Origin of the sequence: Planomonospora sp. ID91781, assembly GCF_015711595.1 — a bacterium.
In the GTDB taxonomy this organism is placed as follows: domain Bacteria; phylum Actinomycetota; class Actinomycetes; order Streptosporangiales; family Streptosporangiaceae; genus Planomonospora; species Planomonospora parontospora.
This window is the reverse complement of sequence record NZ_JABTEY010000002.1, coordinates 2301337-2326867: the sequence shown is the minus strand read 5'-3', so window position 1 is coordinate 2326867 and position 25531 is coordinate 2301337. Positions and strand designations below refer to the sequence as shown.

23 protein-coding genes are annotated in these 25531 nt (G+C 72.0%); 8 read left to right on the top strand and 15 right to left on the bottom strand.

Features of this window, described 5'->3' with window-relative positions; all coding sequences use genetic code 11:
- Positions 1 to 60: 60 nt before the first annotated feature.
- The 4 genes from HS048_RS29525 to HS048_RS29510 all read right to left on the bottom strand — a co-directional run bounded on the left by HS048_RS29525 (position 61) and on the right by HS048_RS29510 (position 3866).
- Positions 61 to 1590 (bottom strand): glycoside hydrolase family 13 protein, encoded by a 1530-nt coding sequence (locus HS048_RS29525; RefSeq protein WP_196469294.1) that lies wholly within the window; start codon positions 1588 to 1590, stop codon positions 61 to 63.
- Between the two features lie 45 nt (positions 1591 to 1635).
- Positions 1636 to 2034, bottom strand: coding sequence for a globin (locus HS048_RS29520; protein ID WP_068903622.1), 399 nt, complete (start codon positions 2032 to 2034; stop codon positions 1636 to 1638).
- 165 nt (positions 2035 to 2199) lie between these two features.
- Complete coding sequence (locus HS048_RS29515) at positions 2200 to 3231, bottom strand: mechanosensitive ion channel family protein (RefSeq protein WP_231647629.1); 1032 nt, start codon at positions 3229 to 3231, stop codon at positions 2200 to 2202.
- Between the two features lie 386 nt (positions 3232 to 3617).
- Complete coding sequence (locus tag HS048_RS29510; RefSeq protein ID WP_231647630.1) at positions 3618 to 3866, bottom strand: hypothetical protein; 249 nt, start codon at positions 3864 to 3866, stop codon at positions 3618 to 3620.
- A 377-nt stretch (positions 3867 to 4243) separates the two neighbouring features.
- Here HS048_RS29510 and HS048_RS29505 point away from each other — a divergent pair, with 377 nt between their 5' ends.
- The 4 genes from HS048_RS29505 (at position 4244) to HS048_RS29490 (ending at position 8804) form a co-directional block, all read left to right on the top strand.
- Complete coding sequence (locus HS048_RS29505; RefSeq protein ID WP_196469293.1) at positions 4244 to 5806, top strand: XRE family transcriptional regulator; 1563 nt, start codon at positions 4244 to 4246, stop codon at positions 5804 to 5806.
- On the top strand, positions 5803 to 6294 hold the full coding sequence (locus tag HS048_RS29500; RefSeq protein ID WP_068903628.1) for a GNAT family N-acetyltransferase: 492 nt from the start codon (positions 5803 to 5805) through the stop codon (positions 6292 to 6294). Before HS048_RS29505 ends, HS048_RS29500 begins: the two co-directional genes overlap by 4 nt.
- A gap of 747 nt (positions 6295 to 7041) precedes the next feature.
- Positions 7042 to 7659, top strand: coding sequence for a TetR/AcrR family transcriptional regulator (locus HS048_RS29495; RefSeq protein ID WP_068903630.1), 618 nt, complete (start codon positions 7042 to 7044; stop codon positions 7657 to 7659).
- Complete coding sequence (locus HS048_RS29490) at positions 7656 to 8804, top strand: FAD-dependent monooxygenase (protein ID WP_068903632.1); 1149 nt, start codon at positions 7656 to 7658, stop codon at positions 8802 to 8804. Before HS048_RS29495 ends, HS048_RS29490 begins: the two co-directional genes overlap by 4 nt.
- 20 nt (positions 8805 to 8824) lie before the next feature.
- On the opposite strand, the gene HS048_RS29485 is transcribed toward HS048_RS29490, so the two are convergent.
- The 3 genes from HS048_RS29485 to HS048_RS29475 are packed head-to-tail and all read right to left on the bottom strand — an operon-like array spanning position 8825 to position 10857.
- Positions 8825 to 9268 (bottom strand): NUDIX hydrolase, encoded by a 444-nt coding sequence (locus HS048_RS29485; protein WP_269435912.1) that lies wholly within the window; start codon positions 9266 to 9268, stop codon positions 8825 to 8827.
- Between the two features lie 12 nt (positions 9269 to 9280).
- Entirely contained in the window at positions 9281 to 9913 is a 633-nt protein-coding gene (locus tag HS048_RS29480; RefSeq protein WP_068903636.1) for a DUF47 domain-containing protein, read from the bottom strand.
- Complete coding sequence (locus tag HS048_RS29475; RefSeq protein ID WP_307832689.1) at positions 9910 to 10857, bottom strand: inorganic phosphate transporter; 948 nt, start codon at positions 10855 to 10857, stop codon at positions 9910 to 9912. The genes HS048_RS29480 and HS048_RS29475 overlap by 4 nt, the downstream gene beginning before the upstream one ends.
- Positions 10858 to 11193: 336 nt before the next feature.
- Here HS048_RS29475 and purU point away from each other — a divergent pair, with 336 nt between their 5' ends.
- Positions 11194 to 12045 (top strand): formyltetrahydrofolate deformylase, encoded by an 852-nt coding sequence (gene purU / locus HS048_RS29470; protein WP_068903720.1) that lies wholly within the window; start codon positions 11194 to 11196, stop codon positions 12043 to 12045.
- Between the two features lie 65 nt (positions 12046 to 12110).
- On the opposite strand, the gene HS048_RS29465 is transcribed toward purU, so the two are convergent.
- The 3 genes from HS048_RS29465 to HS048_RS29455 all read right to left on the bottom strand — a co-directional run bounded on the left by HS048_RS29465 (position 12111) and on the right by HS048_RS29455 (position 15563).
- Positions 12111 to 12458, bottom strand: coding sequence for a VOC family protein (locus tag HS048_RS29465; protein WP_068903638.1), 348 nt, complete (start codon positions 12456 to 12458; stop codon positions 12111 to 12113).
- Between the two features lie 97 nt (positions 12459 to 12555).
- On the bottom strand, positions 12556 to 13377 hold the full coding sequence (locus HS048_RS38985) for a helix-turn-helix domain-containing protein (RefSeq protein ID WP_196469292.1): 822 nt from the start codon (positions 13375 to 13377) through the stop codon (positions 12556 to 12558).
- A gap of 113 nt (positions 13378 to 13490) precedes the next feature.
- Positions 13491 to 15563, bottom strand: coding sequence for a prolyl oligopeptidase family protein (locus tag HS048_RS29455; protein ID WP_196469291.1), 2073 nt, complete (start codon positions 15561 to 15563; stop codon positions 13491 to 13493).
- Between the two features lie 317 nt (positions 15564 to 15880).
- Here HS048_RS29455 and HS048_RS29450 point away from each other — a divergent pair, with 317 nt between their 5' ends.
- From HS048_RS29450 to HS048_RS29440, 3 genes are all read left to right on the top strand, one after another.
- Positions 15881 to 16390 (top strand): HNH endonuclease, encoded by a 510-nt coding sequence (locus HS048_RS29450; protein ID WP_068903643.1) that lies wholly within the window; start codon positions 15881 to 15883, stop codon positions 16388 to 16390.
- Between the two features lie 54 nt (positions 16391 to 16444).
- Positions 16445 to 17269 carry a GNAT family N-acetyltransferase gene (locus HS048_RS29445; RefSeq protein ID WP_196469290.1) on the top strand — a complete coding sequence of 275 codons (825 nt, stop codon included), beginning with the start codon at positions 16445 to 16447 and terminating at the stop codon, positions 17267 to 17269.
- Between the two features lie 99 nt (positions 17270 to 17368).
- Complete coding sequence (locus tag HS048_RS29440; protein ID WP_068903647.1) at positions 17369 to 17575, top strand: zinc ribbon domain-containing protein; 207 nt, start codon at positions 17369 to 17371, stop codon at positions 17573 to 17575.
- A gap of 155 nt (positions 17576 to 17730) precedes the next feature.
- Here the strand turns inward: HS048_RS29440 and HS048_RS29435 are convergent, their stop codons facing one another.
- From HS048_RS29435 to pepN, 5 genes are all read right to left on the bottom strand, one after another.
- Positions 17731 to 18216, bottom strand: a complete 486-nt coding sequence (locus tag HS048_RS29435) for a YafY family protein (protein WP_068903649.1) — start codon at positions 18214 to 18216, stop codon at positions 17731 to 17733.
- A gap of 321 nt (positions 18217 to 18537) precedes the next feature.
- Entirely contained in the window at positions 18538 to 20376 is a 1839-nt protein-coding gene (gene ilvD / locus HS048_RS29430; RefSeq protein ID WP_068903650.1) for a dihydroxy-acid dehydratase, read from the bottom strand.
- Positions 20377 to 20584: 208 nt separating this feature from the next.
- A complete protein-coding gene (locus tag HS048_RS37655; protein ID WP_239320729.1) occupies positions 20585 to 21397 on the bottom strand; it encodes a nuclease-related domain-containing protein in 813 nt (270 codons plus the stop codon).
- Between the two features lie 131 nt (positions 21398 to 21528).
- Positions 21529 to 22512 carry a hypothetical protein gene (locus HS048_RS29420; RefSeq protein ID WP_068903657.1) on the bottom strand — a complete coding sequence of 328 codons (984 nt, stop codon included), beginning with the start codon at positions 22510 to 22512 and terminating at the stop codon, positions 21529 to 21531.
- 231 nt (positions 22513 to 22743) lie between these two features.
- Positions 22744 to 25317: an aminopeptidase N gene (gene pepN, locus HS048_RS29415; RefSeq protein WP_068903659.1), complete on the bottom strand. Its 2574-nt coding sequence runs from the start codon at positions 25315 to 25317 to the stop codon at positions 22744 to 22746.
- Between the last annotated feature and the right edge of the window lie 214 nt (positions 25318 to 25531).

Genomic DNA, 25531 nt, shown 5'->3' with positions numbered 1-25531 from the left:
CAGTCAGGCCGGGGACGGGGCACCGGAGGAAGCGGGCCCCGTCCTCGGGGGAGCGGGGCGCTACGGCGTGTGCAGCCAGGCCGCCGTGTCCGGGAGGAGCAGGTGGCCCTCCACCGGGGCGCTGCCGATCAGGACCCGGTCGTGCGGCGGGAGCGGCACCGGCTCCGAACCGCAGTTGACGACGCACGTCAGCGGGCCGCGGGCGAAGAAGAGCGCGTCCTCGGGGGAGCCCAGCCAGGTGACCAGGTCGGGGAGCGTGCCGCGCAGCGACCGCCGGGCCCGCAGCGCCTGCCGGTAGAAGGCGAGCGTCGAGCCGGGGTCGTTCGACTGGCGCTCGGCCGTCAGCGCGGCCCACTCCGCCGGCTGGGGAAGCCACGGCGCCACCCCCTCGGGGGAGAACCCGTACGGCTCGGCGACACCGGACCACGGGAGGGGGACGCGGCAGCCGTCCCGGCCGGGGAGCGTGCCCTCCGAGCGGATGAAGATGGGGTCCTGCCGGACCTCGGCGGGAAGGTCCGTCACCTCCGGGAGGCCGAGCTCCTCCCCCTGGTAGAGATATGCCGACCCGGGCAGGGCGAGCATGGCCAGGAGCGCGGCCCGCCCCCGGGCGAGCCCGGTGGTCGAGGCGGGCAGCCCCTCGCCGTAACGGGTGACGTGGCGGACCACGTCGTGGTTGGAGAGCACCCAGGTGTGCGCCTCCCCCGTGGCCAGGGTGTCGTCGATGACCTTGCGGAACGCCGTGGCCGACCAGGGCGCCTGCAGCCAGGCGAAGTTGAAGCTCTGGTGCAGCTCGTCCGGGCGGACGTAGAGCGCGAGGTCCTCGGCGGAGTCGGTCCACACCTCCCCGACGGCCATCCGCTCGCCCCCGTAGGAGTCGAGCACCTTGCGCCACTCCCGGTAGACCTCGTGGACCTCCGGGCGGCTCCAGATGGGCGACTCGGACTTGAACGCCTGGCCCTCGGGCGGGGTGTCGGGCAGCCCTTCGGCCTTGTACAGGCCCATCGCCACGTCGATCCTGAACCCGTCCACCCCCCGGTCCAGCCAGAACCGCAGCACGTCGAGGAACTCGGCGTGCACCTCGGGGTTGCGCCAGTTGAAGTCCGGCTGGGCGGAGTCGAACAGGTGCAGGTACCACTGCCCGTCGGGGAGCCGGGTCCAGGCCGGGCCGCTGAAGGTCGACTGCCAGTTGTTGGGCGGCAGCTCCCCGCCGTTCCGGAAGACGTAGCGGTCGCGGCCCTCGCCGCGCAGCGCCGCCTGGAACCACGGATGTTCCGAGGAGCTGTGGTTGGGCACGATGTCCACGAGCACCCGCAGGCCGAGCCGGTGGGCCTCGGCCACCATCGCGTCGAAGTCCTCCAGGGTGCCGAACAGCGGGTCCACATCCCTGTAGTCGGCCACGTCGTAGCCGCCGTCGGCCATGGGGGAGCGGTAGAAGGGGGTCAGCCAGATCGCGTCCACGCCGAGCTCGGCGAGGTACGGCAGGCGCTGCCGGACGCCGGCCAGGTCGCCGACGCCGTCTCCCGAGGCGTCGGCGAAGCTGCGAACGTAGATCTCATAGACGACGGCATCACGCCACCAGGGGATTTCCATGTGTGGGGGTTGCCCCGGCCCGGCGGCCTTTATGCGTCGGGCGCGTCACGCGTCGGGTGCGTTGACCATGCTGTGCGCCGCGTAGACGAGGTAGTCCCACAGGCGCTTCTCCAGCTCCTCGGGGAGCTCCAGGGAGAGCACGGCGTCGTGCATGTGCCGCAGCCACGCGTCCCGCTCGGCGCCCCCGATCACGAACGGGTTGTGCCGCATCCTCAGCCGAGGGTGGCCGCGCCGCTCGCTGTAGGTGCCCGGCCCGCCCCAGTACTGCATCAGGAACAGGCTCAGCCGGTCCTCGGCCCCCGCCAGGTCCTCCGCGGGGTACATCGGCCACAGCAGCGGGTCGTCCACGACCCCCTCGTAGAAGCGGCGGACGAGACGGCGGAAGGTCTCCTCGCCGCCGACGGCGTCGTAGAACGACTGGGATTCCTCGGTGGTACCTGACACGGTTTCAGCCTAAGGGGTCATCCGGCGGGCGTCGCCCGCCGCGAACGGGTCTGCGGGGCGGGACGCGTCCCACCGCCGTCGGTCAGAACGACCGGCGCGGCGGGATGCTTCCCCGCTCGCCGCGGACGGAGCGACCGGTGCTGAGGGCCGGCTCCGCCGCGCGGGTCAGCCGGCGATCGTGATGGACGCCCGGTCCAGGGCGGCCTTCACCCGCAGGCGGATCTCCCGGGCGACCTCCGCCTGGCGGGACGGGATCGTCTTGGCGCTGATCCGGAAGACCAAGGCGGTGTCGGAGATCTGCTCGATCCCCCAGACCTGCGGCTCCTCGACGATGACGGAGTCGCGGAAGGCGGGGTCCTCCCACATCTCCCCGGCCACCTGGGAGAGGATCTCGCGGACGGCGGGCACCTCGGCGCTGTAGGCGACCGGGACGTCGACGGTCGCGCGGGACCAGCCCTGGGACTCGTTGCCGACCCGGGTGATGGTGCCGTTGCGGACGTACCAGACGCGGCCGTCGGCGTCGCGCAGGCGGGTGATGCGCAGCGTGACGGCCTCCACGGTGCCGGTCGCGGGACCCGCGTCGATCACGTCGCCGACGCCGTACTGGTCCTCCAGGAGCATGAACATGCCCGCGATGAAGTCCTTGACGAGCTCCTGGGCGCCGAAGCCGAGGGCCACGCCGATGATGCCGACGCTGGTCAGCAGGGGGGCGATCGGGACGGAGAGCCGTTCCAGGACGGTCAGGATCGCGGTGCCGATGATGACGATCGAGGAGACCGAGCGCAGCACCGAGCCGATGGTCTCCGAGCGCTGCCTGCGCCGCTCCGCGGCGACCGCGTCGAGTCCCTCCGGCTGCACCGTCTGCCGGCCCCGCAGCCGCCCGGCGAGCGAGGAGTTGCCCGAGGAGGCGCGCCGCACCACCCGGGTGATCAGGCGGTGGGCGACGTTGCGCAGGACGAAGGCGATCACCAGGATCAGCGCGATGGCGATCAGGCCGCCGACCACGGGAGCCCAGGCCGCGGGCAGGACGGAGGACACGAGGTCGCAGACTATGTCGGCCTCGCCGCTGCTCTTGCACGCCCTGCTCAGGCCCTCGGTCATCTGCAGGGGGAGTTCCAGGACCGAGGTGGGGGGTGTCGATGAGGGGTCCGGGGTCGGCGACTGGGTGGGAGAAGGGCTGGGGGACAGCAGGAACACGGAGAGGATCCCTCCCGGATCGGTTCGGTCGGCAATGGGGAAGTCATCGACGTCCCCAATATTGCCGACAGAAGCGGCCGCCGTCACATCACGCCGGGGAAGACGGGGGCATCCGGTCCGGGGCCGCGGGGGGCGGATCCGGACGCTCCGGTGGCGTACGGCACGGACGGGGCACGCACCCGGAAGCGTGTCCCGTACCGCTACGCGGGAGGGATCTCTCCCCGATCGCCGTCCGGGAGGACCCGGACGGCGGCTCTGTGTTCCGAAGCCGGCGGGGTGCCCAGCGTCCGAGGACGCTCCGCACCGGTCACCCCGCCGGCCCGGCCGGGCCGCGGTGGGCGCGGCGGACCGGTACGGCTGCGCTGCGTGCCGGTCCGCCGCCGTGGTCAATCCCCCACCGCGGCGAGTACGCGTGCGACCTTGGTCGCGGCACCGGCGGGGTCCTCCGCCGTGTGCATCCGCTCGCCCCAGGACCACCAGTAGTACCAGTCGGGATGGCTGGGCGCGGCCTGGGCGCGGCAGGTGACGTTCTCCGCCAGGCTGGTCGCGTTCGGGTTGATCACGCGGACGAACACGCGACCCGTCTGGCTCCGCACCACGCGGGCGTGCAGCCCTCGAGCGCCCAGTTCTGACACCAATCGCTCCAGATGTGCGAAGTCGTCTCCCTGCACCTCGTCCCTCCTCCTTGGGTTCGGCCGGCACCGAATCGCATTCTTGCGATCAGGCGAATCAGTGCTGGTTGGCCAAAGATGTCTCACACCGGCGCGGTGGTCAACGGCGCGAAATCCAAGATCAGGGTGGACGTTCTCCCAAGTAGGTTGAAAGAAGCAGTCCGGGGGGAGACGATCCTTAGCCGATGGCTCTATTCGCTGGTTCCGGATGAGTCAAAGGTGGTCCATCATTCTCAGTAGGCGCAGTGCGACGCTATGGTCACACTGAGTCAGCAGGAGAGGACCGGTCAGGACATGTAAGTGTGCCAGCCCGCCCAGCTGGTCACGAGAGAGGGGCCGGTATGTCCGGCAGGCAGCACAGAGAGACAGAGCTGGCGCGGCGGATCCGAGCTCGGGGTCTGGCCGCGGGACGAGGCTCGGCGCAGATAGCCGAGGAGATCCACGAGAAGTGCGGTCCGCAGTTCGGGACCACGCGGATCAAGGGTCATCGTCTCGCGCACGGCATCGCGCTCGCCGACGTGATCGAACAGGTCAGGGCGCTGTTCGAGCGCGACGGGAAGCCGGCGCCCGGCATCGGGGAGACGCTTCTCTCGGCCTACGAGAGCGGGCTGAAGCGGCCCGGTCCCGAATACCTCCACTATCTGTGCACCGTCTACCGGGTAGAACCGGTCGCCCTTGGATACGAGGGCCCGTGCATCTGCGGCCACGGCCACAAGATGCCCGGTGTCGTCCGAGGCGATCTCCAGGATGAGAAACCCGAAGCTTCCCCTGGGCCGCGCGAGCGGTGGATCCCACCTCAGGTCGACGGCGACCCTTCGGTGGACGGGGGCGAGGAGGACGAGAACGTGCTACGGAGAACGCTTCTGGGCCTTCTGGCCGGCGGCAGTGTCGCCTTGGACGGCCAGGTGCTCGGATCGGTGGACAACATACGCAGGAGGATGGACGGCACCCTGGTGTCGGCCACGGTCTCCCCGGCGATGCTCGACCAGTGGGAGGAGGCCGCCGTCGGCTTCGGCCGGCAGTACATGAACACGCCGCCGCTCCGCCTGCTGTGCGACGTGCTGCTGGAGTTCAGCGCCGTGCGCAAGGCGATGGAGCGTCGGCAGCCCGTGGACCTGCAGGAACGGCTCTGCCGGATGGCGGCGCAGCTGTCCGGGCTCAGCGGCATGATCATGATCAATCTGGGTGACCACCGGATGGCCCGGTCCTTCTTCCGGACCGGCAGGATGGCGGCGGACGAGACCGGGGACCGCGCGCTGCGGGCCTGGGTCACGGCCCGGGAGGCGCTGGTCCCGCTCTACTACGGCGACCCGCGTGAGGCGCTCAACCTCGCCAAGAAGAGCGGCGACCTGGCCGGCCAGACCCCGTGTGCGGCCCAGGCCATGGCGCCGGTGGTCGAGGCCCGGGCGCTGGCGATGCTCTCGGGTTCGGGCAAGAAGGACGTGGTCGACCAGGCCAAGCGGGCGCTGTCCCGGGCCCGGTCGGCGTTCTCCCAGATGACCGCCGACCAGAAGGAGGACGCGGCCTTCGGCTACACCGAGCGCCAGCTCTACTTCCACCAGGGGGACGCCCTGGTCAGGCTGGGCCAGGCGATGGAGGCCGACCTCATCCTCGAGCAGGCGCTCACCAAGTACGGCCCCTCCGACTGGCTCGACCCCACATTGATCAGGCTTGACCGGGCCAGGTGCAAGCTGATGGAGGGCGACGTCGAGGAGGCGCTCACGATCGCCCAGGCGACGATCGAAGGCCTGGGCGACGGGTGCAGGCCGGACATCCTCATGCAGCGTGCGCAGGAGGTGGCGAGGGCGGTCGAGGCCAAGGCCCCTGGCCATCCCCGCCTCAAGTCATACCTGGAGACGCTGCGCACCGCCTCGGTGACCGAGCTCGAAGTGCCGACTGCATGAGCCTCAGGATCAGACGCTACCGCTGGTCTGACCTCGAGGCCGTCTGCGCGCTGCACCAGATCTGCCTCGCGCAGGTCGGCCTCGCCCCCGGAGACGGTGTCTGGTACGACGACGACTTCCCGCGGATCAACGAGGTCTACCTCGCCGACCGGGGGGAGTTCCTGGTGGGGGAGATCGGCGGCCGCGTGGCGGCGATGGGCGGGCTGCGCCGGATCGACGACGAAACGGCCGAGATGTGTCGGCTGCGGGTGCATCCGGAGTTCCAGCGGCGGGGATACGGCGCCCAGGTGGTCCTCTCCCTGGAAGCCCGGGCGGTCGAGCTGGGCTACGTCCGGCTCCTCTGCGACACCACGCTGAACCAGCATGCTGCGATCGGGCTCTATCGCAAGTACGGCTGGCGTGAGATCCGCAGGGAGGAGCGCGGGGGATACGTCGTGCTGTATTGGGAAAAAGATCTGAAAGACACGATGTCCGTCCTGCCTAAATAATTCCAATGCTGTACTGATCCGTTTTTCGTCATTGCGATTCCAGGGGATGCCGGAATACTTACTCTTCGTACCCATGTCGATTTTTTGGGGGGGTGCGATGAAAAGGATCATCGTGCACAAGCCCGGTGTCGCCCGACTGAGCGGTGCCGCCAGCGCTGCGCACGTGGGCTGAGAAGGGCGCTTGCATCGGTCGGAACGCCCCGGCGCCCGTCCGGGTGTCCCACCTCCTGCCGGGCGGGCGCCGGTGGCCGTCGCATGGCCGGGCCTCCCGCCGCCCGCGCGGCCGCCCCGTGCCGGAGGGTCGGCCCCTCCGCTCTCCCTCCGATGAGACCACCCGGATGCGCCGGTGATCCGCATGCCGGGGTCCGGGTCGTCGACGAGCCCTGGAACCGGGTCGCGTGGGAGCCGGACTCCTGTCGGAGATGAAGGGGGGTCCTGTCGGCGGTGAAGAAAACCGCTCCCCGGAGGGGTGGAGAGAACCACTCCCGGGGGAGTCGTCCTCCCCCTCCGGAAGGGAATGCCTCCCCGGTCGACTGCGGGGTGGACCTGCGGCCGTATCGCCCCGGGTGGAGGATCCTCTCCCGTCGGGGTGGTCCTCTACCTCCTGGTTGAGGATCTTTCCTCCCGTCGCCCGGCTCGTGCCGTGACGGTCGAGAGCTGCGACGGGGGCGCGACTCCTCGCGGAGTCGTCACTCGTGACAGGGGTGGCTCTTGCTTTGCGCTGAACGATCGTTTAGTTTATTAAACATGTGTTCAGCACGAGATGATCGTACCGCCAGGGCCGTCATCCGGGACCGGGCGCTGGAGCTGTTCGCGGCGCAGGGACCCGCTTCGGTGACGGTCCGCCAGATCGCCTCGGCGGCGGAGGTCTCACCCGGCCTCGTCATCCATCACTTCGGTTCGAAGGACGGGCTCCGCGCCGCGGTGGACGACCACGTGGCGTCGGTGTTCGACGGCCTGTTCGCCGGAGCGGCAAGGGGTGAGCTCGACCTGTCCGACGGAGCGTCCATGGCGGAGGTGCTCCTGGCCGAGCTTCCGCCCGATTCGCCGGTCCCCGCCTACCTGCGCCGGCTGCTGCTGTCCGGCGATCCCGCCGGGACCGCCGTGTTCCGCCGGTGGTTCGCGGCCAGCAGGGCGATGACCGGGAAGCTCGTCGAGCGCGGGGTCCTCGCCCCGGGCCGGGACCCGGAGGTCCGTACGGCCTTCCTCATGGTCAACGACCTGGTGCTGCTGCTCCTGCGCGACCAGCTCGCCGACGTCCTCGGCGTCGACCCGCTCGCTCCCGAGGGGGCGAGCAGGTGGGCGGAGGAGGTGCTGAGCGTCTACCGGGACGGTCTGTTCGGCAAGGGAGAGGAGACGTCATGAGGGTCCTGATCTGCGGCGCCGGAATCGCCGGGCTCACGCTGGGGTGGTGGTTGCGGCGGGCCGGAGCCGAGGTGACGCTCGTCGAGCGGGCGGCAGGGCCGCGCGACGACGGCTACATGATCGATTTCTTCGGAGCCGGTTACGACGTGGCCGAGCGGATGGGCATCCTCGCCGAGCTGCACGGAGTCTCCGCCGACATCGCCGAGATCGTCTACCTCGACGGGCACGGCAGGCGGGCCGGCGGCCTGAGCTACGACTCCGCCAGGGCGATGGCCGGCGGGCGCGTGCTGAGCATCATGCGCGGCGAGCTGGAGAGGATCCTGCGGTCGTCGCTGGACCCCGGCGCCGAGATCCGGTACGGCACCAGCGTCACCGCGATCCGGGACGTCCCCGGCGGAGTGGACGTCGAGCTGACCGACGGGAGCGTCCACCGCGCCGACCTCCTGGTGGGCGCCGACGGCCTGCACTCCGTGGTCCGGCGGCTGGTCTTCGGTCCGGAGGAGCGCTACCTGCGCCTGCTCGGCTACCACACGGCCTCCTACCTGGTCCGGGACGCCGAACTGGCGGAGGAGGTGGGCAGGAGGGCCCTCCTGGTGGGCGTGCCGGACCGGCAGGCGGGGATCTACCCGACGCGGGGCGGAGACCTCGCCGCATGGCTGGTCCACGCCTCACCGGGGACGGCCCTGCCCGCCGACACCCGGGCGGAGATCACGTCCCGCTACCGGGGGATGGGCGGCCTGGTGGACCGGGTGCTGGCGCACTGCCCGGAGGATCCCTACTACGACCAGGTCGCTCAGATCCGGATGCCCGGGTGGACCCGGGGGCGGGTCACCCTGCTCGGCGACGCCGCCCACGCGGTCTCGCTCATGGCGGGCCAGGGGTCGTCGATGGCGATGGCGGGGGCGCACCTGCTCTCCACCGAGTTGCTCGGCGCCGGCGTCGAGGCGGCGCTGGAGCGCTACGAGCGCCGGATGCGCCCGTTCGCCCTGGGCAAGCAGAGAAGCGGCCGCGGGGCCGCCCGCTGGATGGTCCCGCACCAGGCCTGGCGGATAGCACTGCGCAACCGCCTGTTCGGCCTCGCGGACCTGCCCGGCGGCACCGCCGTCATGGGCCGCGCTTTCAGGCGTCTGAGCGCCGGCGTCTGAGCGCCGGCGTCCGGGCCGGGTCATCCCAGCAGCGTGAGCCGGGAGACGATCTCCGGCAGGCCGGGCGGGTCCACCGCGTCCGGCAGGCCGGGCATCTCCTCGGGGAGGAACCAGCCCGACCCGAGATGGGCGGCGTCCTCCTCGGTGGTGAGCCGGCCGGGACGCACCTGCGGGGCACGGTCGAACCTGGCCAGGTAGAACCGCTCGGTCTTGACGTAGCGGACGCCGAGCCAGGTGAAGTCCCGGCGCACCGGCAGCCACCTGTCCAGCACCGCCGCACCGGGCAGGCCCGTCTCCTCCGCCAGTTCCCTGCGGGCGGCCTCCAGCGGGGTCTCACCCGGGTCGATCCCGCCGCCCGGCGGCTCCCACAGGGCCTGCCCGCTCACCGCGTCGCGCCAGTGCATCAGCAGCACCCGGCCGGACCCGTCCACGCAGACCACCCGCGCCGCGGGCCGATCGCTCACCTCCGCCATCGCTCAGCGCTTCATCGCGCCGTCGGCGATGGCGTCGGCGGCGTCGCCGATGGCGCTCGCAACGACCTCCAGGCGGCGTACCAGCTCACGCTCCTTCATGGTCTCGGAGGTTATCTCGCCGGAGAAGATCTGGGCGATCTCGTACTGGTACATGCGCTGGAGGGCGCCACTGGCCTTCTTCACCTCCAGCGCGTCGCCGGTGACCGCCGAGGGCCGGGACGCCAGGTCGTGGACGGCGGTCTCCAGGGCCTCGATCCCGGTGATCACCTGGTCCAGCATGGGCGCGAAGCGCCGCTGCTCGCGCACCCGGTAGAGGTGCGACTCGCGGACGAAGTCCCGCAGGGAGTCCAGGACGTCGTCGATCGAGCGGGACAGCCGGAACATGTCCTCCCGGTCGATCGGGGTGATCAGGGCGCCGGAGAGCTCCTCCACCAGGCGGGCGCGCTCGGTGTCGCCCCGGTGCTCGATCTCCCGCATCGCCTCGTGCGCGTCGGCCCTGCGGATGTCGCCGCCGATCATGGACACGGCCAGCCAGGCCCCCTGCTTGGTCGCCTCCAGCTGCCCGATCAGCGCGTCGGTGAGCGCGCTGTCCATGTGGCCGGTCATCAGGTCCCGGATGCGGCGTAACCGTTTCAAGCGACCACCCCTCTGACGATGAGCGCCGCCGCCGCGGCGAGCAGGCCGCTCACCGGCAGCGTCAGCATCCAGGCTAGAACGATCTTCAGTGTGGCGTGCCAGCGCACCCGGCCGGCGCTCCCGGTCATCCCGGCTCCGATCAGGGCCCCGGCGATGGTCTGGGTCATGCTCACCGGCGCCCCGAGCGCGGCGCAGCCGAGCACCGCGGTGCCGCTGGCCAGCTCGGCGGTCACCCCGTGCAGCGGCCGCGAGGCGATGATCTCCCGGCTGAGCGTACGGCCGGCCCGCGGCAGGCCGTACACGGAGCCGGCTCCGAACATCCCGGCCATCGCGACACAGGTGGGCAGATGCGCTTCCGAGAAGCCCTGGGCCAGCATGAAGACGGCCAGCATCTTCTGGCCGTCGTTGGCCGCGTACGCCAGGCACTGCAGGGTGAACCCGGCCCGGTGCCACCGCCGCAGCAGCCGGGTGTGCCCCAGCCGCGACAGCGCGCGGCGCACCGGGACCGCCAGCAGCGCGCCGACGAAGGGCGCCGCCAGCGCGACGGCGAGGACGAACAGCACCGTCCGCGGGGAGACCGGGACTCCCCAGCCCAGACCGGCCCCGGTGAGGGCGCCGACGATGGCGAGGGTCAGGCTGGTGGGCCGTCCCCGGTTGCTCAGGACGATGACGACGGCCAGCGCGGACAGGACCGCGACGGACATGACGATCCGCCCGGCGGGGCCTCCCACGACCGTCAGGCGGGTGGCGAAGGTGGTCGCGACCCGGTGGGTCACCAGGGGGACCAGCGCGACCGCGGTCATCATCATGAGCACGCCGGTCACCGGCCGGATGCTGGGGATCTTGAGGCCGGTCGCGAGCAGCGCGCCGCCGTCGTTGACCCCCGTGACGATCGCGAACAGCGCCGCGAGCGCCGTCAGCGCGGCGAGGTCCACGGTTCCCACCCCACGTCAGCCGTCTGGGCCTCCGGCTTCTCGCGTGCGGGTCCCGTACGCGGGCTGCGTGTCTGCGTCGGTGTCGTCTCCGTCCGTGCCTCGGGGATGATCGGTCACCGGACATAGATACCCGGAGGCCGCGGAACATAGCACCCGGATGCGGGACGGCCGGTGCCGAACCGGCCGCGGAGCGACGGGGAGGCCCGCCTTGGCGGCGGACCCGGGTAACCTCGTTCCCGCGGCCGCCGGGACGGACCGGTGCCGGCCGGACGCGGAGAACGCGGCCGCCGGCCGGACCAGGTCCCGCGGCGCCCGAACGATCCGACCCGCGCGAAGGTGGAGGCCATGAGTGCTGCCGAGTACGTCCTGACGCTGTCCTGCCCGGACCGCCCCGGGGTCGTCGCCGCCGTCTCCGGGATGCTCGCCGGGTACGGGTGCAACATCACCGAGAGCCAGCAGTTCGGCGACCGGGACAGCGAGCGGTTCTTCATGCGGGTGCAGTTCTCCGCGCCGGTGCCCGAGGACGAGCTGCGCGCCGCCCTGGCCGCGCTGGCCCCAGAGTTCGGCATGGAGGTCAACCTGCGCGCCGCGGCGGTCCGGCCGCGCGTGCTCATCATGGTCAGCAAGTTCGACCACTGCCTGAACGACCTGCTGCACCGGGTCCGCTCCGGCCTGCTCGACATCGAGATCGTCGCGGTCGTCTCCAACCACCCCGACCTGCGCCCGCTCACCCAGTCGCACGGCGTCGACTACCACCACCTGCCGGTCACTCCGGAGACCAAGGCGAGGCAGGAGGCGGAGGTCCTGACGCTGGTCGAGCACTACCAGGCGGATCTGGTGGTGCTCGCCCGTTACATGCAGGTGCTCTCGCAGGACCTCTGCGAGAAGCTGGCCGGGCGGGCGATCAACATCCACCACTCCTTCCTGCCGTCGTTCAAGGGCGCCAAGCCGTACCACCAGGCGCACGCCCGCGGGGTGAAGCTGATCGGGGCCACCGCTCACTACGTGACGTCGGACCTGGACGAGGGGCCGATCATCGAGCAGGAGGTGGCCCGGGTCAACCACAGCCACTCCCCTGAGGACCTGGTCGCCATCGGCCGGGACGTGGAGTGCCTCGTGCTGGCCAGGGCGGTCAAGTGGCACGCCGAGCAGCGCGTGCTGCTCGACGGCCACAAGACGATCGTCTTCCCCCGCTAGGGCCGCCCCGCCGGACCGCACTCCGGGCCGAGGGCCCCGCCGCGGAGGACGGGCACCGGATGAGGTCAGGGCCGGTACGTCCCGAAGTACCACTGGCAGCCCTCGGGGTCCTTGCAGGCGTACTCCCGCGAGCCGTAGGGCCGGTCCGTCAGCGGGGAGGTGATCTCCGCCCCGGCGGACACCGCGCGGTCGTGGTGGGCGTCCGGGTCCTCGACGGCCACGTAGACCCCCTGGCCGCCGGGCTCCCCGGCACCCAGCATGATCATTCCGGTGCCGACGGTCAGTTCGGCGTGCGTGATCGTGCCGTCGCCGTCCGTGGAGACGTCCCCGGCCTCGAACCCGAACGCCTTGACGAGCCACTCGATCGCCGCCGCCGGATCGCGGTAGCGGACCAGTGGATAGACCGTTCGCATGATCGTTCCTCCTTCTCCGCGGTCGTCTGCGCGGTCCTGCCAGTGTGCAGAGAGGGGACGCCGCGGGGCTTGGAAGAATCTGACCTGGAGGCGGAACTCAGCCCGGGACGATCGCCCGCCCCGCGGTCCAGGACCTGACCAGCTCGCCGGGGCTGGCCCCGGCCATCGTCCGGAAGTCGCGGTTCATGTGCGCCTGGTCGTAGTAACCGCAGGCCGCGGCGGTGTCCGCGGGGCGGGCGCCGCCGCGCAGGCGGTCCAGGGCGTGCTCGAAGCGGAGCACCCGGGCGGCGGCTTTGGGCGTGAGGCCGATCTGGTCGCGGAAGCGGGCGACGAGGTGCCGGTGGCTCCAGCCGAGCTCGCGGGCCAGTGCCGCGACGCCCGCCGCGCCGCCGGTGGCCACGAGCCGGCTCCACGCCCAGCCGACCCGGGGGTCCGGGTGGGGGGCCGTGTGGATCCGCCGGGCGAGCAGTCCGTCCAGGAGCGCCAGGCGGGCGTGCCGGTCACCTGCTCCGGCCAGCCGCTCCACCGCGGTGCCCGCCCACGGACCGAGCGCCTCCTCCAGCGGGATCACCCGGTTGGCCAGCTCGCTCAGCGGAATCCCCAGCAGCCGCCGCGCCCCCGCCGGAGTCAGGTCGACCTGCACGCCCTCCGCCGCGCCGGTCGTGACGGTGTCGACGTAGGTCTCGTGGAGGCCGCCGGCGAAGGACGCCAGCCTCCGTGCCCCGCCGGGACCGTCCAGGCCGAGCGGCGCGCCGAAGCCGAAGATCAGCACGATGCCGGCGAACGGCGGCTGCCGACGCTCGAGGGGGGTGTCGTAGCGCTCGGAGTAGGCCGAAAGCTGCCTGACGTACGGCCGCAGGGCGGGGCTCGGCTCGGCTGCGGCGTAGGTCAGGCCGCCGGTCGTCACGACTTCGTCCACCCCTCGACGGTAACCGCCGACGCCGACGGTTTCCCGCCGGAACCGAGGGCGGTCCCCGCCCGTCCCGGCGGGCGGGGAATCGGCTCCGGACGGCCGGGACGGGCGGGGAGCCCTCAGGCGGTCAGGCCGGTGTGGTGGGCGAGGAAGGTGAGCTGGTCGGCGGCGAGGTCGACGGTCTTGCTGACCGCGCGGGCGCCGTGACCGGTCTCGGCCTCGTTGCGCAGCAGGACCGGCCGGTCGGCCGCCTGGGCGTGCTGCAGGGCCGCGCACATCTTCCAGGCGTGCAGCGGGTGGACCCGGGTGTCGGACTGGAAGACGGTGAACAGCGTCGCCGGGTAGGAGACGCCCTCGCGGACCCGGTGGTACGGGGAGTAGGACCAGAGCCAGGCGAACTCGTCGGGCTTCTCGGCCGAGCCGTACTCCACGTTCCAGGTCGCGCCGAGGCCGAAGAGCTCGTAGCGGACCATGTCGAGCAGCGGGGCCGAGCAGGCCACCGCGGCGTAGAGGTCGGGGCGCTGGGTGAGGGCCGCGCCGACCAGGAGGCCGCCGTTGGAGCCGCCGGAGATGGCCAGCCGGTCGGGGGTGGTGACGCCGCCGGCGATCAGGTGCTCGGCCGCCGCGTGCAGGTCGTCGAAGACGTTCTGCTTGCCGGCGAGCATCCCGGCGCGGTGCCAGTCCTCCCCCTGCTCGCCTCCGCCGCGCAGCTGGGCGATGGCGTAGGTGCCGCCCGCCTCCACCCAGGTCAGGATCGAGGCCGAGTAGCCCGGGGTCATCGAGATGCCGAAGCCGCCGTAGCCGTACAGGATCGTGGGGCGGGGGCCCTCGGCGCCGGGCGGGGAGATCACCAGCATGTGGACCTCGGTGCCGTCGGCCGAGCGGTAGACGACCTGCTCGGTGGTGACCGCGGGCACCTCGACGGCGCCGGGGGAGGCGGCCCAGAGGGAGGTCTCACCGGTGCGGGCGTCGTAGCGCTGGACGGTGGGCGGCGTGGTGTTGTCGGTGTAGCCGAACCAGGCCTCGTGGCCGCCCTCCGGTCGCTCGCTGATGCCGCCGATCGTGCCCAGCCCGGGGGTGGGCACCTCGCCGGTCCGCTCACCGGTGGCCAGGTCGTGCACGGAGATCTCACTGATCGCGTGGCGGGTCCAGCCGGCCAGCATGACCGGCCGGTCGAGGTCGTCGAGGATCGCGAAGTCCGAGAGCACGGCCTCGGGGTCCTGCGGGATCAGGTCGCGCCAGTGCTCGGCCTGCGGCGTGGCGGGGTCGGTGACGCAGATCCGCCCGCGGGGGGCGTCGCGGTCGGTGAAGACGTAGAGCAGGCCGTCGCGGCCGAAGTGCAGGCCGGTCTGGGCGTCGACGCCCTCCTGGACGACGACGAGCTCCGGAGCCTCGGGGGAGGAGGCCTCCAGGTCGGCGGTCCACAGGTCGTTGCGGGGAGCGGTGCCCCGGGAGGCGGAGATCTGCAGCCACCGGCCGTCGCGCGACACCCCGACGCCGTAGTAGTTGGTCTTCTCCATGCCGTGCCCGAAGATCAGCACGTCCTCTTCGGTGGAGGTGCCGACCCGGTGCAGGTAGACGCGGCGGTGGTACTGCTCCTCGCCCGCGGGGACCTCCGTGGCGGGCAGCCTGCGCACGTAGTAGAACGCCTCGCCGCCGGGCAGCCAGGCGATGGGGGAGTAGCGGCACCGGTCGATCGGACCCTCGATGCGGGTCCCGGTCGCGACGTCCATGAGGTAGAGGCTGGACTCCTCGTCGCCGCCCACCGAGATCTGGTAGGCGAGCAGGCGGCCCTCCTTGTCGGGCTGCCAGGCGTCCAGCGTGGTCAGCCCGGTCGGGTCCAGCGCCATCGGGTCCAGCAGCGCCCGCTCGGCGCCGGAGGGGTCCGCGGTGTACAGCACGGAGTGCTCCTGCTCCGGGGTGCGCCGCATGAAGAAGTGCCGCTCGCCCCGCCAGACCGGGGCGCCCACCGAACCGGACTTCAGCAGCTCGGCGACCCGGGCCTTGAACCGCTCCCGTCCCGGGAGCTCCCCCATCTCGGCGGTGAAGAGCCTCTCCTGGGCGGCCAGCCATGCGGCGGTGGCCGGGTCGTCGGGGTCCTCCAGCCAGCGGTAGGGGTCGGGAACGGGGGTGCCGTGCAGGTCCTCGACGACGTCGTCACGGCGGGCGGGCGGGTACGGCTGTCGCGTCATGGCTGGAACCCTACGACCTCCGGCGGACAACGGGACACCGCTTGCGCGCCAGGCGTACCGAACGAGCTTCGGAGGAGTGAAGAACAGGTAATGGGGGCATAAAAGCACCAGGAGTCCCTCCAGTCGTTTATGAGTGGCGGGCACACCGGTCCAGAAGTCAAACTTGGTCCAGGACGGTGCCGTGGTGACCATCCGCTGGGCCGTCCGGCGGAGGTCCTCGTGACGGAAGCGCCCGGGCCCCAAGAGGGGCCGCCAACCGGGGCACGCGACGGCGTGCCCCCCGAGACGACGCGACGCACGGCGGGAGAGGCCCGCTGATGCGCCAGGTCCTTCTGCTCAACGCCACTTTCGAACCCCTGACCACCCTCCCCATGCACCGCGCCGTGGTGCTGGTGCTGCGGGAGAAGGCGGACGTCGTGCACCGCGACGGGCGGGGCGCCGTGCTCCGCTCGGCGAGCCGCACGGTCGACGTGCCGTCGGTGATCAGGCTCCGTCGTTACGTCCGCATCCCCTACCGGTCGCGGATCCCGCTGACCAGGACCGCGCTGATGCGCCGGGACGACTACCGGTGCGCCTACTGCGGCCAGCGGGCCGACACCATCGACCACGTGATCCCCCGCTCGCGCGGCGGCCCCCACACGTGGGAGAACTGCGTGGCCTCGTGCACGACGTGCAACCACCGCAAGGCCGACAGGCTGCTGGAGGAGCTGGGCTGGACGCTGAACGTCGCCCCGGTGGTGCCGCGCGGCGTGCACTGGCGGCTTATCGGCGCGCACGTCGTGGGTGACCCCCAGTGGGCCCCGTACCTCGCGGAGAACGCGGCCTGAGATCAGCCCCGTATCCGCTCGCCCCGGCGAGGTCCGTGTCGGCACAATCGGTGCATGGCATGGATCTTCACCTCCGACGTAGAGGTGTTCGCCGGGGCGGCGGAGCCGTGGCTGCTCCGCGACCCGGTCCGCAACACCGTCCCGCTCACCGTCCTGCGCGCGATCCGCGCCGGCGTCCACAGCGGGGACGTGCTGCTGGCCTGGCTGGAGGAGGACGGCCGGACCGTCGCCGCGGCGCTCCAGACGCCGCCGCGCGGGCTGCTCCTGCCCGACCTCCCCGCCTCCTCCGTGCCGTCCCTGGCCGCCGCGCTGATCGAGGCCGAGCGGGAGGTCCCCGAGGTCCAGGGGCCGCTGGCGCAGGCGGAGGCGTTCGCCGCCTCCTGGTGGCGGCCCGCGGCCCGGCGCGTCCCCGAGCGCCTCTACCGGCTGGAGATCGTGACTCCGCCCCGGCGCCCGGTCCCCGGGGCCGCCCGTACGGCGGGCACCGGTGACCGTGAGCTTCTGGCGGCCTGGTTCGCCGACTTCCACCTCGAGGCGCTGGGGGAGCGGGCGGCGGGAGAGATGCTGCCGGTGGTCTCCAGCCGGATCGGCCGGCAGGAGCTGATCCTGTGGGAGGACGGCGGGCGTCCCGTCGCGTGCGCGGCCTTCTCCGTGCCGATCGCCGCGATGTCGCGGATCGGCCCGGTCTACACGCCGCCGGAGTTCCGTGGCCGGGGGTACGGCGAGGCGGTCACGCGCGCGGTGACCCGCGAGGCGCTGGACGCCGGCGCCATCGAGGTGCTGCTCTTCGCCGATCTGGGCAACCCGGTCTCCAACTCCGTCTACCAGGCGATCGGCTACCGGGCGATCGCCGACTACGCCGCGATCGCATTCGGGTGAGGGCGCCGTCGCGCCGGATTCCGTGACGTCTCCGCGACGACCGGGTCACGACTGCTCCGGGAAGGGGGAGGAACCCGGCGGCCTGAGTAATCTGGTGGCATGCCTCGCTACGATTTCCGCTGCCGCGCCTGCGGCTCCACCTTCGAGCTCTCGCGCCCGATGGCCAAGTCCGACGAACCCGCGCTCTGCCCCGAGGGACACGAGGACACCGTCCGGCTGCTGTCCACGGTCGCCATGACCGGCGGCGCCGCCGCTCCCAGGCCCGCCGGCGGTGGCGGTTGCTGCGGTGGCGGTTGCTGCGGCTGACCCCGGCCGGAGTCTCCGGGAAGCGGCGTCCAGGTCGCGGATCCGCACGGGAGAACGCCGCCCCGCGCTCACGGGGCGGCGTTCCGGCGTCTCAGGGGCGCGCGGCGCGGCGCTTCAGCGGATGTGCCCGAGGGGATCACACCGCTTGCGGAAGGTCACGCCGCGCGCTTGCCCTGGAAGGGCAGGAAACGCTCGGCCGGATGCGGCCGGGCGGGGACGAAGGTGGGCTCCGTGGCGATGATCCGGTCGAACCGGAAGGCCCGGATCGCACCGCGCATGCGGCACATGCCCACGAGGTACCAGTGCTCGCGGTGGACCATGCAGGTCACGGGATCGACGTCGCGGACGGTGATCCGGCCGGAGACGTCCCGGTAGTGCAGGCGGATCACGAGCCGGGACGTGATCGCGCTCGCGATGGTCCTGGCCCGGTCGGCGACGGCGGAGGGGAGCGGCTCGGTCAGGGTGGCGAGGGTGGCGGCGGTGACGTCGTCGTCGAGCTCCAGGTGCTCGAAGGCGTGGCGGAGGCCGTGCCGGGCGGCGGCGGCCTGCGGGCCCGACCCCAGGTGTGCCAGGGACAGGGCGAGGGCGGCGATCTCGGCGGTCGTCAGCGGGCTGGCTGGGGGCTTCATGACGGTAGCCATACCCACAGAATACGGACGGGCACCGACATTTTTCGAACAGAGTTACCGGCTTCAGGACTGTAACCCAAGGGAAAGCCCGGAATGTCACCTCGGATTCGGTTCGGATGTCCGTCATGGAGCCTGGCGGGATTCGCCGTCCGGATGCCCGTCATGGGGAGCCCGGCCGGGTGCACCGTCCGGGTCGTCCGATGGCGTGCCCGGAGGCGCGCGGGGCCGTACTCCGGGCGGGACCGTACCCGGCGTGCCCGGAGACGCCGTCCCCGGGCGGAGCCGTACCCGGAACGCGCAGGACCGCCCGCGGACGGTCCTGCGCGGATGCGCCTACCGGGAGAGCTGGGACAGGTCGCGCGAGGCGCCGGTGGAGGCCGAGGTGGTCAGCGCGGCGTAGGCCTGGAGCGCGGCCGTCACCGGGCGGTGGCGGTCACGGGGGCGGTAGCCGCCCAGGTCGGCCAGGAGCCGCTCGCGCCGGGCGGCCAGCTCCTGCTCCGGCACCTTCAGCTCGATCGAGCGGCCCGGGATGTCGATCTCGACGAGGTCGCCGTCCTCGACCAGGGCGATGGTCCCGCCCTCGGCTGCCTCCGGGGACGCGTGGCCGATGGACAGGCCGCTGGTGCCGCCGGAGAAGCGGCCGTCGGTGATCAGCGCGCAGGCCTTGCCCAGCCCCTTGCCCTTCAGGAACGAGGTCGGGTAGAGCATCTCCTGCATGCCGGGACCGCCCTTGGGGCCCTCGTAGCGGATGACGACGACGTCGCCCTCCTTGACGCGGTTGTTCAGGATGCCCTCGACCGCGTCCTCCTGCGACTCGAAGACCACCGCGGGCCCGGAGAAGCGCCAGATCGACTCGTCGACCCCGGCGGTCTTGACGATGCACCCCTCGGCGGCGATGTTGCCGTAGAGCACGGCCAGGCCGCCGTCGCGGGTGTAGGCGTGCTCGATGTCGCGCACGCAGCCGCCCTCGCGGTCGAGGTCGAGGGAGTCCCAGCGGGCCTCCTGGGAGTACGGCTTGACGGTCCGGATGTTGCCGGGGGCGGCGTGCCACAGCTCCCGCGCCTCGGGCAGGGCGCCGGCCGACTTCGGGTCCCAGGCGTCGAGGTAGTCGCCCAGCGTGCCGCCGTTGACGGTGGGCACATCGCGGTGGAGCAGCCCGCCCCGGTCGAGCTCGCCCAGGATGGCGGGGATGCCGCCGGCCCGGTGCACGTCCTCGATGTGGTACTTGTCCGTGGCCGGGGCGACCTTGCACAGGCACGGCACCCGCAGCGAGATCTCGTTGATCTCCTTCAGGCCGAAGTCCACCTGGGCCTCGCGGGCCGCGGCGAGGATGTGCAGGATCGTGTTGGTCGATCCGCCCATCGCCACGTCCAGCGTCATGGCGTTCTCGAACGCCTCCTTGGTGGCGATGCTGCGCGGCAGGACGCTCTCGTCGTCCTGCTCGTAGTAGCGGCGGGTGATCTCCACCAGCTGCCGGCCAGCGTCCTGGAACAGCTTCTTGCGGGCCTTGTGGGTGGCCAGGATCGTGCCGTTGCCCGGAAGCGCCAGGCCGATGGCCTCGGCGAGGCAGTTCATCGAGTTGGCGGTGAACATCCCGCTGCACGAGCCGCAGGTCGGGCAGGCGTTCTCCTCCATCTCCAGCAGCTCGGCGTCGGAGACGTCCTCGTTGGCGGCGGCGATCATCGGGTCGATCAGGTCGAGCTTCCGGCCCGCCGTCTTGCCGGCCTCCATCGGGCCGCCGGAGACGAAGACCGTGGGGATGTTGAGCCGGAACGCGGCCAGCAGCATGCCCGGGGTGATCTTGTCGCAGTTGGAGACGCAGATCAGCGCATCCGCGCAGTGGGCGTTGACCATGTACTCGACCGCGTCGGCGATGAGCTCGCGGCTGGGCAGCGAGTAGAGCATGCCGCCGTGGCCCATGGCGATGCCGTCGTCGACCGCGATCGTGTTGAACTCCCGCGGGATCGCCCCGGCCTCGCGGATCGCCCCGGCGACGACGTCGCCGACCTCGCGCAGGTGGACGTGCCCTGGGACGAACTGGGTGAAGCTGTTGGCCACGGCGATGATCGGTTTGCCGAAGTCGCCGCCGTCCACGCCCGTCGCCCGGAGCAGGGCCCGGGCTCCGGCCATGTTCCTGCCGTGAGTGACCGTACGAGACCTGAGGGCCGGCATGACGCTTCTCCCATCATCGACGCTGAGTCTTCAAATGGTACGGCCAGCGCCCGCCTGGTGAGACCCGCGGTCCATGTGTCGGACGTCCCCCGCGATGCCCGGGGCGGACGCCCGGAGCGCGTCCGGCGCGGCGGCCGCGGCGCCGAAGAGACGCGAAACGCCCGGCGGCGGGGGCCACCGGGCGTCCGGGACGGGGAACGGGGACGGGTCAGCTCTCAGGATAGCGGGAGGGCAGGACCCGCTCGGCGATCTCGTAGATCTTCCGGATCTCGGCGTCGGTGAGCGAGCGCTCCCGCTTGGTGATCCACTTGCGGACCCGCGAGCCGTCGAACACGTCGACCTCGCGGACGGTGAGGACCTTCCACGGGACGGGCGGCCCGTAGATCGCGAGAGAGGGGACGATGACGACCTCGCGGCCGAGGGCCTTGCCGATCAGCTCGGCCGCCCGGCTCGCCTCCCAGCGGGCCTCGTCCAGGCGCTTCTTCTGGTCGAACGGGCCGTGGAACAGCTTGCGGTGGGACTGCACCCGCACCGGGAGCCGCTTGTCCCACTTTTCGGAGTCGACGGCGTAGACCCCCGTGGGGCCGATGACCAGATGGTCGATCTGGGCCTCGCTGTCCGGGATCGCGCGGGCGTGCAGGGTGCGGTAGCCGCTGCGCTCCAGCCGTTTCAGCTGCGCCTCGGTGCGCCGCTCGGCGACCGAGGCGCGCCGCCAGGCGGGCACGGTCGAGTGCGAGCGGGCGCGCACCACCGTGTCGGCGATCGCGGCCAGCACGGCGGCGGTCACCCCCCAGCGCCAGCCGGCGAGCAGGAAGCCCCCCGCCACTCCCGCGACGACCGCGATCAGCAGCCGGCGGCGGAGCGGACGGTAGCGGGGATGGCCGAGCAGGCCGCGCAGGGAGGCCCGCTCGGCGGTCGGCGCGTACGTAGACGCGGGCGCGACGGGCCGAGCCGCCGGCCTCTCCTCGGCCCGGCGATCACCGACCCGGAGCGGTGACGTGCTGTTACCGTCTTCTGGCACATGACCGGAGTCCACGTGACTCACGGTAGCCGAAGTTCAAAGAGGGTGCCTAGTAGTCCCCAACTCACACTTTTGTGACCACGGTCACCCGCATGAGGGTGCGCCGCAGCGGGTATCCATACGTTTCCTCTCTAGAGAACCCCCGTCCGCCCCGAGGCCCCGTCTCCGCCGGATCTCAGCAGTCCGACCAGGTGGACGGTGATGTCCTCCAGCAGCGTCGAGACGGTCACCGGGGCGGCGGCGACGGCGGAGAAGAGGCTGGGCAGACCCGGCAGCGGAAATCCGTCCTCCCGCCCGGCCGCGCCGCCCACCTCGTTCTTGGCCAGCAGGACCCGGCTGCGCTCCCAGGCCTCGAGGACCTCCTCGGGCGAGGGCACGCCGAACCCGTGGCCCACCGGCGCCGCGTGGCGGAGCCGTACCAGCGGGGTCTCGGCGAAGGCCAGCGCCACCCGTGAGCGCAGGGCCAGGTCCTCGCGCGGGCCCGGGGCCACCCAGTCCATCGCGGTGCAGGGGCTGCGGCAGTCGGACACGCAGGTGGCCAGCGCGCCGGCGACCTGGCTGTGCTGGCGGTCGAAGTAGGCCCGCCAGCCCTCGGCGGGTTCCACGGCCACCCGCAGGGTCCGGTTGGCGGCCGACTGCTCGGACTTGGTGTGGTCGCACTCGCGGTCGCCGATCACGCCGAACCTGCTGCCGGGCGAGCTCAGCCCGGCGGGCCAGCGGACCGGGTCGCCCGCGTGGCCGAGCACCGACTCGAAGGCGAGCATCGGGAGGTACTCGCTGGCGATGTGCAGGGCGGCCACCATGGGGCTGAGCTCGCGCCGCTCCCAGCGGATCGCGATCACCTCCAGCAGCAGCCCGTAGGCCGGGCGCAGCGACTCCAGCGCGCCGCGCGGCTGTTCCCTGGGGGTCTGCGGCATGGTGCACGCCCGCGCGCGCCGCCGCAGGGCGGGGGGCACCCGCCGGGCCTCGGCGGCGAAGTCCTCGGCGTCGAGGGAGAGCAATCGGTGCCCGAACTCGCACACCGCGGCGACCTCGGGATCGTCGGTGAGGGCCTCGAGGTCGGCGAACGCGTGCCGCCTGGCGAGCGCGACGAGCAGGTCCTGTACCGAATCCATCAGCGGACGGCCTCGCTTTTCCCGGGCCGGCGGTTCGCGGAACCGCCGGCGCCGTCTCGGGGAGCGCGGCGGCGCCCCCGGCGTACGGAGTGTGCAGCGTGTGCGGAGCCCGGTGCGCCCGGTGCGGGGGCACGGCGGCGCCCCCGCCGTCCGGAGCATCCGGAGCGTCCGGAGCCGGAACGCGACGGCGCCCCCGCCGTTTCCCGCGGGGGCGCCTGCCGGTCCGGTCTGTCAGGCCGACGCGTCCCTGGCCTGGGCCCGCAGAGCGCGGCGGACGCCGTCGGCGCCCTCCAGGAGCAGGCGCCTGAGCGCGTGCGGCGGGTTGCTCTCCTCGATCAGCCGCTCGGTCCTGGCGACGGTCTCCGGGGAGACGGCCAGGGCCGGATAGCAACCGTTGGCGAAGTTCTGGGCGCTGTCGGAGGTCCAGGACTTCCAGATCCGGCCGATCTCGGCGAAGTACCGGTCGGCGTACGGCTCCAGCAGCTCGGGGTGGCGCGGGTCCATGAAGCCGCCGATCGTCGAGCGGAGCAGCGCGCCGCTCAGCCCGCCCTCGGTGATCGCGTTCCAGGCGCCGGCCTTGCCCTCGGCGGTCGGGAGGGCGGCGCGGGCCAGGGCGGCGGCGCGCTCGCCGGTCGCGGTGGGGTCGCGCAGCAGCTCCTCGGCGATGTCGGCGTCACCGAGCACGCCGCCGGAGACCAGGGCCTGGGTGAGGGTCCAGCGCAGGTCGGTGTCGACGGTCAGGCCCTCCAGGACGACCGTGCCGTCCAGCAGGCCCTTCAGGAACGCCATGTCGTCGGCGGAGACGGCCGTGGCGGCCAGGGCGTTGAGGTAGGCGAGCTGGTGGTCCGAGCCGGGCTCGGCCGCGGCGACCAGGGAGCGCAGCGCCGAGGCCAGCAGGGCCAGGCCCTCGGCCCGCCAGGCGGGATCGGCGTACTGCTGGACCGCCAGGCGGGCCTGGCGCAGCACGGTCTGGACGACGGTGATGTCCTCGACCGAGGCGATGCCGGAGGTGACCAGCGCCACGTAGTCGCGGGTGGCCATCTCGGCGTCGCGGGTCATGTCCCAGGCCGCCGACCAGCACAGCGCGCGCGGCAGCGACCCCGAGGGCCCGGCGAACTTCGCGATGCCGCCGGAGACCAGCGTGCGCAGCGAGCGCTCGTCCAGCCGGACCTTGGCGTAGGTCAGGTCGTCGTCGTTGATCAGCACCAGGTCCGGCTGGACCTCGCCGACCAGCTCGGCCACGGCCGTGCGCGCGCCGACCACGTCGAGCTCGACCCGCTTGACCCGGACGAGGGCGTCACCGGAGTAGGAGTACAGGCCGATGGCGACGCGGTGCGAGCGCAGCGTCGGGTAGTCGGCCGGAGCCTCCTGCAACACCTCGAAGCTCGTGAAGCGGCCCGCCTCGTCGACCTCGAAGGCCGGGCGCAGCGTGTTGACCCAGGAGGTCTCCAGCCACTCCTTGGACCACTCCGACAGGTTGCGGCCGCTGGTGCGCTCCAGCGCGCGCAGCAGGTCGGACAGCTCGGTGTTGCCCCAGGCGTGCTCGTTGAAGTAGTCGCGCACGCCCGCCAGGAAGTTGTCCAGGCCGACGTAGGCGACGAGCTGCTTGAGGACCGAGGCGCCCTTGGCGTAGGTGATGCCGTCGAAGTTGACCTCGACCGCGTGCATGTCGACGATGTCGGCGGCGATAGGGTGGGTGGAGGGCAGCTGGTCCTGGCGGTAGGCCCAGGCCTTCTCCACGTTGGCGAAGGTCGTCCAGGCGCCCTGGCCCCAGCGGGTGGCCTCGGCCTGGCAGAGCACCGAGGCGTAGGTGGCGAAGGACTCGTTCAGCCACAGGTCGTCCCACCAGCGCATGGTGACCAGGTCGCCGAACCACATGTGCGCCATCTCGTGCAGGATCGTCTCGGCGCGGCGCTCGATGACGGCGTCGGTGACGCGGGAGCGGAAGACGTAGTCCTCCAGGAACGTCACGCAGCCGGCGTTCTCCATCGCGCCGGCGTTGAACTCCGGCACGAACAGCTGGTCGTACTTGCCGAAGGGGTAGCGCAGGCCGAACACCTTGTGGAAGAAGTCGAAGCCCTGCCGGGTGACCTCGAAGATGTTGTCGGCGTCGAGGTGCTCGGCGAGCGAGGCCCGGCAGTACAGGCCCAGGGGGATGCCGTCGTGCTCGGAGGTCACCTTGTGGTACGGCCCGGCGCACAGCGCGGTGATGTAGGTGCTCATCACCGGGGTGGGCGGGAAGTGCCAGCGCTTGGACGCCTGCAGGGCCCCGTGCCTGCCGCGGTGCTCGGGGAGGTCCTCGATCTCGTCGGGCGCCGCGTTGGAGATCACCTCCCAGTGGGAGGGCGCGAGCACGGTCAGCTCGAAGGTCGCCTTCAGGTCGGGCTGGTCGAAGCAGGCGTACATCCGGTGGGCGTCGGCCGTCTCGAACTGGCTGTGCAGGTAGACGCTCTTGTCGACCGGGTCGACGAAACGGTGCAGGCCCTCGCCGGTGCGCATGTAGGAGCAGTCGGCGTCGATCCGCAGCTCGTTGCTCTCGGCCAGGCCCGGCAGGGGGAGCCGGCCGGTCTCGAGGTCGTAGGTGCTCACGTCGAGCTCGGCGCCGTTCAGGACGGCCTTGCGCACCTTGGCCCCGGCCAGGTCGATGAACGTCTCAGCGCCGGCCCGGGTGCTGGTGAAGCGGACCGTGGTGACGCTCTCGAAGCGCTCCTCACCCTCGGTCAGGTCGAGCTCCACCGCATACGACTGCACGCTGAGCAGCCGTGCGCGCTCGCGGGCCTCGTCACGGGTCAGATTGCCTGCCACTACCGCTCCCTCGTCGCAACTTCCTCCGCTCCGTTGCTGGAGGACTGTTCTGAATCCTGCCACGAGGGGCGGGGAATCGTCGCCTGGAAGATCGGATGACGGCCCGGCCGCCTCTCCGGAGGGCGGAGAAGATCCCCGGCGCGATCGCCCGCGAGCGGAATACGACCTCTCGCGCGAGGGGTTGTCCCCTGGAGGAACATCCTTTGAGGAGAGA

Bases quoted from the DNA above. Each gene is read 5' to 3' on its own strand.
- HS048_RS29500 (WP_068903628.1), top strand. From the start codon at position 5,803: ATGAGCCTCAGGATCAGACGCTACCGCTGGTCTGACCTCGAGGCCGTC.
- HS048_RS29420 (WP_068903657.1), bottom strand. From the start codon at position 22,512: ATGGATTCGGTACAGGACCTGCTCGTCGCGCTCGCCAGGCGGCACGCG.
- HS048_RS29465 (WP_068903638.1), bottom strand. From the start codon at position 12,458: ATGCGAACGGTCTATCCACTGGTCCGCTACCGCGATCCGGCGGCGGCG.
- HS048_RS29450 (WP_068903643.1), top strand. From the start codon at position 15,881: ATGCGCCAGGTCCTTCTGCTCAACGCCACTTTCGAACCCCTGACCACC.
- HS048_RS29495 (WP_068903630.1), top strand. From the start codon at position 7,042: ATGTGTTCAGCACGAGATGATCGTACCGCCAGGGCCGTCATCCGGGAC.
- HS048_RS29505 (WP_196469293.1), top strand. From the start codon at position 4,244: ATGTCCGGCAGGCAGCACAGAGAGACAGAGCTGGCGCGGCGGATCCGA.
- HS048_RS29435 (WP_068903649.1), bottom strand. From the start codon at position 18,216: ATGGCTACCGTCATGAAGCCCCCAGCCAGCCCGCTGACGACCGCCGAG.
- HS048_RS29445 (WP_196469290.1), top strand. From the start codon at position 16,445: ATGGCATGGATCTTCACCTCCGACGTAGAGGTGTTCGCCGGGGCGGCG.
- ilvD (WP_068903650.1), bottom strand. From the start codon at position 20,376: ATGCCGGCCCTCAGGTCTCGTACGGTCACTCACGGCAGGAACATGGCC.
- HS048_RS29490 (WP_068903632.1), top strand. From the start codon at position 7,656: ATGAGGGTCCTGATCTGCGGCGCCGGAATCGCCGGGCTCACGCTGGGG.
- HS048_RS29440 (WP_068903647.1), top strand. From the start codon at position 17,369: ATGCCTCGCTACGATTTCCGCTGCCGCGCCTGCGGCTCCACCTTCGAG.
- HS048_RS29525 (WP_196469294.1), bottom strand. From the start codon at position 1,590: ATGGAAATCCCCTGGTGGCGTGATGCCGTCGTCTATGAGATCTACGTT.
- HS048_RS29455 (WP_196469291.1), bottom strand. From the start codon at position 15,563: ATGACGCGACAGCCGTACCCGCCCGCCCGCCGTGACGACGTCGTCGAG.
- purU (WP_068903720.1), top strand. From the start codon at position 11,194: ATGAGTGCTGCCGAGTACGTCCTGACGCTGTCCTGCCCGGACCGCCCC.